Source organism: Collinsella sp., assembly GCF_052346665.1.
Lineage (GTDB): Bacteria > Actinomycetota > Coriobacteriia > Coriobacteriales > Coriobacteriaceae > Collinsella.
The window spans coordinates 1-12,070 of the sequence record NZ_DAWDUX010000005.1 but is presented as its reverse complement, the minus strand read 5'-3'; the positions used below and the strand labels follow the sequence as shown (position 1 = coordinate 12,070).

At 66.4% G+C, this 12,070-nt stretch carries 3 protein-coding genes; 2 read left to right on the top strand and 1 reads right to left on the bottom strand.

Annotated features, from left to right (window positions below; translation table 11 throughout):
- The first annotated feature begins 214 nt into the window (after positions 1-214).
- The gene (gene gltB, locus ACT8II_RS01550; protein WP_443812866.1) at positions 215-4,936 is read left to right on the top strand and encodes a glutamate synthase large subunit; all 4,722 of its coding nucleotides are present in this window, start codon (positions 215-217) and stop codon (positions 4,934-4,936) included.
- A complete protein-coding gene (locus ACT8II_RS01545) occupies positions 4,929-6,413 on the top strand; it encodes a glutamate synthase subunit beta (RefSeq protein ID WP_443812865.1) in 1,485 nt (494 codons plus the stop codon). The genes gltB and ACT8II_RS01545 overlap by 8 nt, the downstream gene beginning before the upstream one ends.
- A gap of 81 nt (positions 6,414-6,494) precedes the next feature.
- Here ACT8II_RS01545 and ACT8II_RS01540 read toward each other — a convergent pair whose 3' ends face one another.
- The gene (locus tag ACT8II_RS01540) at positions 6,495-11,939 is read right to left on the bottom strand and encodes a glycosyl hydrolase family 95 catalytic domain-containing protein (RefSeq protein ID WP_443812864.1); all 5,445 of its coding nucleotides are present in this window, start codon (positions 11,937-11,939) and stop codon (positions 6,495-6,497) included.
- Positions 11,940-12,070 lie beyond the last annotated feature (131 nt).

The following is a 12,070-nucleotide window of genomic DNA, read 5'->3' as shown; positions in this document are numbered from 1 at the left end:
ATGTCGTAAGCACACCTGCGGCAAAAAAATCATGCGACGGCGTATTTCGTCCGTTTTTGGATAATCCCAGCTCAGCATGGGTGTGAAATGTGCGTATTCAGATGTTCGCATGCCGGAAACCATCGGGAAACACACCTGCAAACCACACGCAACCAACCGAACGTACCATTCCTGCCGAACGATTCTCACTGGCATCAAGAGCAAAGGAGCAGGCATGGAACAGACACCCATATCGCCCGCCACAGGCAAGGACGACCAGCCGACCCTCTATAAACCCGAATTCGAACACGATGCATGCGGCATCGGCGCCCTGGCGAGCATCAAGGGTGAGCGCAGCCACCAGATCCTCGACGACGCCCTCTCCGTCTTGGTGAACCTCGAGCACCGCGGCGGCGTGGGGCTCGAGCGCAACACCGGTGACGGCGCGGGCATTCTCTTCCAGGTCCCCCACCGATTCTTCCGCAAGGAGGCACAGAAGTGCGGGCATCTCCTGCCCGCAGAGGGCGACTACGGCGTGGCGATGGTCTTTTTGCCGCGCGATGAACACGGAGTGGTGGACGCACGCCGCATCTTCGAAGAGGAATGCGCCGCTTGCGGTATCCCCCTGCTCTTTTGGCGCACCGTCCCCGTCGATCCGCACGACCTCGGTTCGACCGCACAAGCTTGCATGCCCACCATCATGCAGGCGTTCCTGGGACGCCCCGACTCGATCGAGGCCGGTGACGAATTCGAGCGCGCCCTCTACGTGTGCCGTCGCTCCATCGAGAAGCGCGCCGATGCCGAGCCCTCCCTCGACGGGAAGATCTTCTACATCTGCTCCATGAGCGCGCGGACCATCGTGTACAAGGGCATGCTCGTCGCGACCCAGATGCGCCGTTTCTACATCGACCTCAACGACGCCGCCGTCAAGACGGCCGTCGCGCTCGTCCACTCCCGCTATTCGACCAACACCACGCCCAGCTGGGAGCGCGCGCACCCCAATCGCCTCATCATCCACAACGGCGAGATCAACACCTTGAAGGGCAACGTCAACTGGATCCGCGCGCGTGAGCCCAACCTCTATTCGCCCGTGCTCCAACACGATTTGGAACGCGTGCTGCCCATCATCAACCGCGAGGGATCGGACTCCGCGATCCTCGACAACGTGCTCGAATTCCTTGTGCAAAACGGCAGGCCCCTCACGCGCGCCGTCTCGATGCTCATGCCCGAGCCCTGGGATCACAATGACGCGCTCACGCCGGAGCGCCGTTCCTACGACGCCTACCAGTCCATGCTCATGGAGCCCTGGGACGGACCTGCCGCCATCGCGTTCACCGATGGACGCACGCTCGGCGCCGCCCTCGACCGTAACGGCCTGCGCCCGGCTCGCTATTACGTGACGCGCGACGACCGCTTCCTGCTGTCCTCCGAGGTTGGAACCATCGAGGTCGACCCTGCCAACGTCCTCACCTCCGGGCTGCTCGGTCCGGGCGAGATGCTCGAGGTCGATTTCTCCCAGGCGCGCGTGATCTACAACGACGAGCTTCGCTCTGGCCTTGCCAAGCTCAAGCCGTTCCGCGACTGGATTGCCGAGGAGATGCTCACCCTTGCGGACATCGCGGACGAGTCTGGCAGCAATGCAGACACCGACGGGGCAGATATGCTGTCGGCCGTCGAGGCCGCCAAACTCGGCCACCACTGGGATGACGTCGATGAGGTCGTGCGCCCCATGGCCCTGACGGGCAAGGTGCCGCTCGCCTCCATGGGCATCGACGCCCCGCTCGCCTGCCTCTCCACCAAGACGCGCTCTTTCTTCGACTACTTCTACCAGCTGTTCGCCCAAGTGACGAACCCGCCCATCGACGCGCTGCGCGAGCACGTGGTCACTTCGACCATCCTGTACCTGGGCAATCACGGCAACTTGCTGGAGGACAGCCGCAGCGCCTGCCAGCTCATTCGCCTGGATTCCCCGATCCTCACGGGCGAGCAGTTCAAGGCAATCTCCTCAATCGACCGCACGGGTTTCCATGCCCGCACCTTCCGCGCCGTCTACCTGCGCGATGCGGGAGAAGGTGCGCTTGAGCGCGCGCTCGATGAGCTGTGCCGCGAGGTCGAGCGGGCGGTACGTGACGGCGTGAACATCGTGGCACTCTCCGACCGCGCGGGCTCAGGTGAGGTCTCCATCCCGTCGCTCCTCGCCGTCGGAGCGGTTCACAACCACCTGATGCGCTCGGGGCTGCGAACCTTCGCCGACCTCATCGTCGAGTGCGGCGACGCGCTCTCGGCGCACGACCTCGCCGCGCTTGTAAGTTACTCGGCAAGTGGCATCTACCCGTACGGCGCCCACGCGCACATCGCGCGTCTGGCGCACGAGGGCGACCTTGTGGAAGCCGGCGGCCGTGTGCTTTGCGCTCGAGAGGGCATCGAACGCTTCGACCGCGCGGCAACAGCGGGCGTGGTGTCCATCATGTCCAAGATGGGCATCTCCACCATGCAAAGCTACCATTCCGCCCAGATCTTCGAGGCCGTCGGCCTCGCACCTGAGCTCGTCGACCGCTGCTTCTCGGGCACGGTCAGCCGCGTGGGCGGCATGGGCCTCGCCGAACTTCAGCGCGAACTCGATGAGCGGGCGGATGCCGCGGAGAGAATCGCGCATTCTCCCGCGCCCGACCAGCTCCCCACGCTCGGCCTCACCAAGTGGCGCCCCTTGGGCGGCGAAGACCACCTCATCGACCCCCAAACCGTCTACCTGCTGCAACGTGCCGTGCGCGAAGATGACGCCGAGGCATTCGAAGCGTATAGCGCCCGCCTGCACCGCCCGGGCCGCGTCGTGCGCCTGCGCGACCTGATCGACTTCGACGCATCCGATCGCGCGCCCATCCCGCTCGACCAGGTCGAGGACGCGCGCTCCATCGCCACGCGCTTCAACACCGGCGCCATGAGCTATGGCTCCATCAGCCGCGAGGCCCACGAGTGCCTCGCCATCGCCATGAACCGTCTGCACGGCCGGTCCAACTCGGGCGAAGGCGGCGAAGATCCGCGCCGCGAGACGCCGCTCGCGGATGGCGACTCGGTGAACTCCGCCATCAAACAGGTCGCTTCTGGCCGCTTTGGCGTAACGAGCCGGTACCTCTCCTCGGCGACCGAGATCCAGATCAAGATGGCGCAGGGCGCGAAACCCGGCGAGGGCGGCCACCTGCCCGGCAAGAAGGTCTACCCTTGGATCGCCGAGGTCCGACAGTCGACGCCCGGCATCGGCCTCATCTCGCCTCCTCCGCACCACGACATCTACTCCATCGAGGACCTGGCCGAGCTCATCTTCGACCTCAAGTGCGCCAACCCCCGTGCGCGCGTGAGCGTCAAGCTCGTGAGTGAGGCGGGCGTGGGAACCATCGCCACCGGCGTGGCCAAGGGCGCTGCCAACAAGATCTTGATCTCGGGCCACAACGGCGGCTCGGGCGCGGCGCCGCGTGATTCCATCTGGCACGCCGGCCTGCCGCTGGAGCTCGGCCTTGCCGAGGCACAGCAGACGCTCGTGCGCAACGGCCTGCGCTCCCGCGTGGTGCTCGAGGCGGACGGCAAGCTCATGGACGGCACCGATGTCGCCGTGGCATGCCTGCTGGGTGCCGAGGAATTTGGCTTCGCCACCATGCCACTCATCGCCATGGGATGCCTTATGCAGCGCGATTGCCAGCAGGACACGTGCCCAGCAGGTATCGCCACGCAGAACTGCCGCCTGCGCCGCGGCTTTTCCGGCAAGCCCGAGCATGTCGAGCGGTTCATGCTGTTCGTTGCCGAGCAGCTCCGCAGCGTGATGGCGCGCCTGGGCTTTGCCACCGTCGACGAGATGGTCGGGCACGTCGAATGCCTGCGCCAGGTGCGCGGCGCCGGAAACTGGAAGTCCGACCTCCTCGACCTCTCCTGTGTCCTCGCGCCGGCTCGCTGCGAGTTCGGCTCCCATATCCCCGGGGCCGATTGTCGCCACTACCTGCCCTACATGGCGGCCGATTCGAACCTCGACGAGACGCTCGACGCCACGCTGCTCATCCCTCGCACCGCCCACGCCCGCTCGCACATGGTCCCCGTCCAGCTGGACGTCGACATTGCCAACATCAACCGCTGCACGGGCACCATGCTCGGCCACGCCGTCACCAGTGCGCACCCCAACGGGCTGCCGGAGGGCTCCATCACGGTACGGTGCACGGGCTCTGCGGGCCAGAGCTTCGGCGCGTTCGTTCCCAGCGGCATGACGCTCAGCGTGCGCGGCGACGCGAACGACTACTTTGGCAAGGGCCTCTCGGGAGGCATCCTGTCCGTGGCACCCCCAGAGGGCGCGACCTTCAAGTTCGACGAGAACGTCATCGTGGGCAACGTCGCGTTCATGGGCGCGACGGGCGGTCGCGGCTTTGTGAACGGCCTTGCCGGCCAGCGCTTCGCCGTGAGGAACTCGGGTGCGACCGTGGTCGTCGAGGGTGTGGGCGCACATGGCTGCGAGTACATGACGGGCGGCGTCGCGCTCATCCTCGGCGAGGTCGGGCACAACTTCGGCGCCGGCATGACGGGCGGCGTCGCCTACGTCTACGACGAGTACGGCACGCTTGCCAGCCGCGTGAACGCGGAGACGCTCACGCTCGAGCGGCCGGACGCCTCCGAACTCGCCCGCATCCGTTCACTCATCGAGGAGCACGTCAGGTACACGGCGAGTCCGCGCGGCATGAGGCTTCTGTACTGCTTCTCCGACATCGAGCACGCCTTTATCAAGGTGATTCCCACCGAATACCGGCACATGCTCGAGATCGTGACGGAGGAGGAACGCGCCGGACACTCCCACGAGGCGGCCGTCGAACGCGCCTTCGAAATCATGACCGCGCCCTCAGCAAGCGCAGCATCCGCTGCAAGCACCATTCCCTCATCCATCTGCAGTCCCATGAGCACCAAGGAGGCCCACCATGGGTAAACCCGGAGCTTTTCTCACCACGGATCGGCAGGCCCACGTCCTGCGGCCGACCGATGAACGCACGCGCGACTTCGACCCGCTGTATCGCGAACCCGGCGAGGATGTCCGGCGTGAGCAGGCGAGCCGCTGCATGATGTGCGGCGTCGCCTTCTGTCAATCGGGCATATCGTTCGGGCGCGCACGCACGAGCGGGTGCCCGCTGCACAACCTCATCCCCGAGTGGAACGAGCTCATCTACCGTGGACGTATGGAGGCCGCCGCCGAACGCCTCGCGCTCACCTCACCCCTGCCCGAGTTCACGAGCCGCGTATGCCCGGCCCTGTGCGAGGCGGCGTGCAACCTCGGGACCGTCGACGGCCAGCCCGTCACGATCCACGACAACGAGCGCGCCATCTCCGACTGGGAGTGGGAGCACGGCGGCCCCGCACGCTTCCCCGCCCCTGGCAGGAACGCGCCGCGCGTCACCGTCGTGGGATCCGGCCCCGCCGGGCTCGCGGCGGCGTGGGACCTCGCCCGGCGCGGCGCGCGCGTGACCATCGTGGAGCGCGATGACCGAGCCGGCGGTCTGCTCATGTACGGAATCCCCAACATGAAGCTCGAAAAGTCGATCGTCCAGCGCCGTGTGGACCTCATGGAGTCGCTGGGCATTGAATTCCGGCTGGGCGTCGACGCCTCTCGCGCAGACGTCGCCGAGGGGCTGCTCGAAGAGTCGGACGCCGTCATCCTCGCATGCGGGGCGCGTACGCCGCGCCCCCTGGCATCCCCGGGCGCCGATGCGGCGGGTGTCGTATACGCCGTCGACTACCTCGAGGCGGCGACCCGCGCGGTACTCGCGGGCGATACGGACTCGAGCGTCATATCGGCACGCGGCCTCGGCGTCGTCGTGATCGGCGGCGGCGACACTGGCAACGACTGCGTGGGCACCGCCGTGCGCCAGGGAGCGCAATCAGTGCGCCAGCTCGAGTTCCTGCCGGAGCCGCCCGCATGCCCGCGCGAGGGCAATGGCTGGCCGCAATGGCCCAACGTGAAGAAGACCGACTACGGGCAGCAAGAGGCCATCGAACTCATGGGCGCCGAGATGCGCACGTGGGCTGCCGACACGATCGAGGTTCTCACGGACGAACGGGGCGGCGTGCGCGGGCTGCTCGTCGCCAACCTCGATTGGAGCGACGGCACCCCCCGCCGTATCGAGGGATCCGAGCATGAGATCCCGGCACAGCTGGTGCTCATCGCCTGCGGGTTCACCGGACCGGAGACGAGCACGTTCGACGCCTTCGGCGCGCTCGTCTCCGACCAGGGGCGCGCCCTGACCGTCATGGAGGGGGCTTCCCACCGTTGCGCCCCCAAGACGCAGGGCGCGCCGGGGGCCGCGGTCTTCGCCTGCGGCGATGCGCGCACCGGCTCCTCACTGGTAGTCAACGCCATCGCCGACGCCCTGGCCTGTGCAGACGAGGTTGCCCGCGAGCTCGCGCTGTAGCCTCAGCTCGCGACCTCAGAAGGGGGACAGGCACTTTTCTGAGGCAGACGCAAACAGGCCCGGCACCGCGGGCATGACGTCCTAGCGCTTGCGGCGCGCTGCAGCGATTGCCGCGGCACCCAGCGCCGTGAACACCACGGCGAGGGATGCGGGGTCGCCGGTCTGGGCCAGACCGTTCGAGAACCCTGCTCCACCGCCCGATGCAGCGTTGCCGCCGGCATTGTTTCCACCGGCGCTACCACCGTTGCCGTCGGCGTTACCGCCGCCGTTGCCGCCGGTATCGGGATCGGGGCTCGGCTCGGGCTCGGGTTCGGGCTCGGGCTCGGGTTCGGGCTCGGGCGCCGGATGCTCCTTGAGGTTCGCGATGGAGGCGAGCAGCTCGTCGTAGGCGGCCTTCAGCGCCTCGGCGTCATCCGACCCCGCGTCGAGCAGCGCCTGCGCCGCGTTGCGGGCGGCAGCGAAACGCGTCCACGCCTCGGGCTCGTACTCGTCCTCGGCCAGGCCCTTGCTCTCCTCCAGAACCTTGCGGATCATTTCGGCATAGTCCACACCCGGCTCGGGTTTGGCGGGATGGTCCGCCAGATTCTCGAGCGCATCCACCAGCTTCTCGTACGCCGCCTTCAGAGCGCTCTCGTCTGCCGAGTCGTCGTCGAGCAGCTTCTGAGCCGCATCGCGGGCCTCGGCGAACTGCTTCCAAGCAGCCGCCTCGTACTCGGACTCGACCAGGTTCTTGTTCGCATCCAACAGGTCGCGAATCTTGCCCGCGTAGTCAACGGCGGGCTCCTGGGCGCCCTCGTACGTGAACACGAGGGATGCCGGCAAGGATGTGGCGCCGCTGTCGCTGCTCGCCACGAGCTTGACGGAGTACACGCCGTCCTTCACCAGGCCGGACAGCATGACCGACGCGGTGTCGACCGCCGCGCTCTTCACGCCGTTCACGTATACGTGATAGCGCGTAGCGCCCTCGACGGCGTTCCACGAAAGCACGGCCTCGCCCTTCGTCTCGCTCGGCTGCACCGCCAGGCCCGTGGGGGCTTCAAGGGCATCCTCGGATGCGACGGGCAGGGTGTCGACCGCGCCCTCGATACGCTTGATAACGCGGCCCGCCTCGTTGCGTGCATCGACGCGCACGACGTAGGACGTCTCGGGATCGAGGCCGCTCACGCGCGCGAGCACGCCGTCGACCACGATATCGGACAGGGCGTCGCCCGTGGGCGCGCCCTCGGCATCGGCTGCAAAGACGCGCACCCGATACGTCGCGGCATCCTTAACGGCGTCCCAGCTCGCGCACACCGCGCGCGATTCGATCGCGGGAAATGCCAGATGTGCCTCGGTGTCAAACTCGATGGAAGCGTCGTCGATCAAAACGAGCTGCTCGCGCGCTTCCTTCAGCGATGTGGCGCGCTCGGCGGCCGTCTCGCTCGTGGCGTTCACGTCGTTCATGACCTTCACCGCAGCATCGAGCGCCTTGCTATAGACGTCCCAGCTCTCAGCGGTGTAGGCGCCCTCGAGCAGACCCGCTCCCGCCTCGATCTGCGCCTGCAGCTCGATCTTGTTTGCCGCGTCGCTCGGCGCGATGATCTCGAACCAGTCGACGTTCGACTTGCTCTGGCCGGCGCCCGCGCGCGCGACGGAGGTGAGCTTGATGGTGTGCTCGCCGTTCTTGAGGTCGAGCTTCTCGAAGACCTTCACGTTCTTCTGGTCATTGCCGCCCAGCGATAGGGCCTCGTTCACCACGGCGCCGTCGATCTCGACCTTGAAGGCCACGTTATCGTTGTTCAACGCCGAGTACACGCGGATGCCCGTGCCCTCGAAGCGCAGGCTCACCGAATCGCCCAGGTTGTTGCTCTCGCCCTTGGAGCCGCCGTGGTGACCGGCCTCGCCCCAGCTGTACCAGCCACCCGTCCAGGTGAGGCGCTCATCATCGTTCAGGGTGCCCTTTGCATCCACGGGAGGCGTGCCCTTGCAGTCCTCGACCGCGGTGGACACGGTCCCGGCAGGAGCCAGGGTCACATCGAGCGAGCCGGATATGTCGCCGCACGCAGCCGTGACCGTAAGCACGCCCTCGCCGCTCGCCGCGAGCAGACCGTCCTCGGAGATGGTGCCCGTGGCGGAACCGCTCTTCGTGGCAACCGACCACGCGATGTCCTGCACGCGCGCGTCGGCAGGCTTCACGTCCGCGACCATCTGGAGCGTCGAGCCGTCTTTTGCCAGCAGCGTCATGCCGTTCTCCGAACGCACGGTCACGCCCGTCACCGGCTTGGCAGACGTATCGATCACGTTGAATGCATCGAGCTCCACCTTGGCCAGGGACGACGAGGCGTTCTTGGTGCCCGTCGCGCGCAGCACGATCGTGTGCACGCCGGGCTCGAGACCCGTCTTGGAGTAGACGGTCTTCTGGCGCACGCTCGTCGCGGAGTAGGTGTCGACCCGCTCTGCCACGACCTTGCCGTCGATGGTCACCTCGTAGTAGCCGCGGTCGTAGTTCGTCACCGTGACGACCTCGATGCCCGTTCCGCGGAACGTGAGGCTCGCGGTCTCGGTGCCGGTCGGATTCTGCAGGTACTTGATGGTGTCACCGTAGTTGCCGTCAGTGCTGTTGTTCCAATTGGCCCAAGCGCCGCTGTAGATCACATGCGGGTCTTGGTCGTCGACGCGGCCGAGCACCTCGCACACGGCGGGCGCCTCGGGCAGCGCGACCGCTTCGCTGGCGGGACCGCGCAGGCCGTTAAGAATCGCCTGGACGCGGTACTCAACCGTTCCAAAGCCCGCGGGGCAGGCCTCGTCCGCGAACGTGGTCGTGGACACGCTGTTGCCCACGGCCGTCCAGTCGCCGCCGTCGACGCGGCGCTCGACGGTATAGAGGGCGCCCTCCGCCACGGCATCCCAGGTGACCGTAGCCTCGCCCTCGCCCGTTGCGGCGACGGCGACGTTCTGCGGCACGGCGGGGCGCTCGACAGCGGGAATCTGGGCGATCCGGTACGTACCGCCAGCGGTGGTATCGAAGCTGATGCGATCGGCGGAGAGCGCCGTGAACGCCACGGGGGCGCCCGTGCCATCCGTCACGGTGGCGAGTGCGGCATCGGGCACGTTCACCGTGGCCACGCCGCCGTTGTTCGACGTGATATCGGCCGTGACCAGCGCACCGGAAGCCCACGTCATCGCGACCTCGAAGTCGCCGCGTGCCACCAGGCCCGATACGCTACCGTGATCCCACTCGCTCGGCAGGGCAGGCAGCAGGTCGATGTAGCCGTTGGAGCTCTGCAGCAGCATCTCGGCGATACCGGAGGTCGCACCGAAGTTGCCGTCGATCTGGAACGGCGGATGGGTGTCCCACAGATTGGGATAGATACCGCTGTTGAACAGGTCGCCGATCAACTTGAGCGCACGGTCGCCGTCGCGCAGGTGCGCCCACGTGTTGATACGCTGGCCCATGCCCCAGCCCGTGCTGGAATCGGTGCGCAGGTTCATGGACGTGCGCGCCGCCTGGAACCACTCGGGCGTGTCCTGGGACACGAGCGTTCCGGGGAACAGGCCGAGCATATGCGAGAGATGGCGGTGGCCATAGCCCTCGCCCAAGGTGTTGCCATCAGCGTCCTTGTTGTACGCGTCCTCGATGTACCACTCCTTGATCTGGCCGTCCGAACCGATTTCGATGGGCGTGCGCAGGTTGTCGAAACGGTCCTGCCATACGGCGAGCACCGCCTCATCCTCGCCCACCAGCTTGCCGGCCTCGATGGCATCGTGGAAGAGCTGCCACACGAGCACCTGCTCGTAGGTGTTCGTCGCCGTACGCGGACCCTGCTCGGGCGAGTACGCCGGAGACGAGATGTACTTGCCGTTCTCGTCCTTGATGAGCGTCTTGCTGTACAGCTGGGCCTCTTCGCGCAGGGCGGGGTAGATGTCGTTCTTCAGGAGCTCGAGGTCGCCGCTGTAGCGGTAGGCATCGTAGGTGTTCTGAAGGATCCAGGGCACGGCAGCGGGCGACCAGCCCCATTGGAAGGACCAGCCGGGGCAGGTCCAGCCGAACGGGGTGTTCTGCGTATGGGCCATGAAGCCCTGCCCCTGGGTGTCGCCCTCGGGAGTCTCGACGCCTGCATACACGGCGGCGGTCACGCGACCGGGCTCGCGCAGGGAATCCACGTAGGATAGCAGCGGCGTGGCGCACTCGGCGAGGTTCGTGGAGTACGCGGGCCAGTAGTTCATCTGCAGGTTGACGTTCATGTGGTAGTCGGACGCCCACTGCGGGTTGTTGACGTTGTTCCACACGCCCTGCAGGTTACTGGGCAGCTGCGAGTCCTCGCGGGAAGAACCCAGCGTGAGATAGCGGCCGTATTGGAACAGCATGGTCTCGAGCTGACGGCGCTCGGCCGCGGTCGCGGTCTTATTGCGATACGCGGTGAGCAGGTCGTCGGTGGCGCGCTCGGACACCACGCCGTCAAAGCCCAGGTCGAGGTCCACGCGGTTCATGAGCGCGGAGAAGTCCTCGACGTGGTCGGCACGGACGGCGTCGTAGCCGCGCGCCACGGCGTCGTCCGCCGTCTTCTGCACGCGCGCCAGGAGCTCGGCATCGGATTCACCGGTGCGATAGACCGGATAATCATTCCTGAAATCCGTCGCCGCTGCAACGTAGAACGTAAGGTCGTCGGCACCCGAGACCACGAGCTTGTCGCCCTGGGCCTTCACGTTGCCGCCGTTTGCCACCACCTTGAGCACGGAAGCGTACTTGAGCTGGTTATCCTGCACCGCACCGGTCATGGTGATCTGGTTGCCCGATGCGCTGACCTTGGCGCCCGCCTGCTTGGACGGGAAGGTGATCTCGACGTTGACGCCTGCCTTGCCGCTCGCCTCGAGACGGCCTACGACGACCTTGTCGGGATGGCTGGCGAAGAACTCGCGCGCGATGTGCCGGCCGGCCGCATCGAACTCGACGCCCGCGATACCGGTCGTAAGATCCAGCGAGCGCTCGTAATCGGACGCGGAGCCATTGCCCAGGTCGGTGTACTTCAAGTAGATGTCGCCCCAGGCCTGATAGGCGCCGTAGCCTTCCTGGTCACCGATGAGCTGGTCGCACATATTGGCGGCCTCGGTGTTCTTGCCCTCGGAGAAGAGCTGCTGGATGCGCTTGATCGTAGCGCCGTTGGCACCCTTCGAGACGTTGTTGCCGCCGTTGTAGTTCTTGCGGGAATCACTCGGACCACCGGTCCACAGCGTCTTCTCATTAAAGGTGAGGTGCTCGGTCTGCACCTCGCCGTACACGTTCGCGCCCATGTCGCCGTTGCCGATGGGCAGCGTGCGCTTCTGCCACACATCGCCCGCTGCATCGCCGGCGGCCGACGCGGCTTCGTCATAGCGAAGCCTCAAGGGGTTGCCGACGGTCACGGCATTCACCGTGACGTCGGACGCGTCGGCATTGCGAGACGCTGCCCAACCGACACCCGGAAGCGCCACGGTCGCCGCTAGGACCACCGCGGTCGCCGCCTTCAGGGGAAACTTCGCCCCCTTAATCATTCGTGTCATCTTCATGACCCTGTCCAACCTTTCGCTCCCCCAGCTGCTTGAGGCAGGGGGCTCTGAATAAAAAGCGGGGGGAAAGCGCGGTTGTGAACTGCGCCCCGAAACTTGGACGCGATAAATCATAACCGCTAAGCGGCCTC

Excerpts from the sequence above, each read along its gene's own strand:
- gltB (WP_443812866.1), top strand. The coding sequence starts at position 215 with ATGGAACAGACACCCATATCGCCCGCCACAGGCAAGGACGACCAGCCG.
- ACT8II_RS01545 (WP_443812865.1), top strand. The coding sequence starts at position 4,929 with ATGGGTAAACCCGGAGCTTTTCTCACCACGGATCGGCAGGCCCACGTC.
- ACT8II_RS01540 (WP_443812864.1), bottom strand. The coding sequence starts at position 11,939 with ATGAAGATGACACGAATGATTAAGGGGGCGAAGTTTCCCCTGAAGGCG.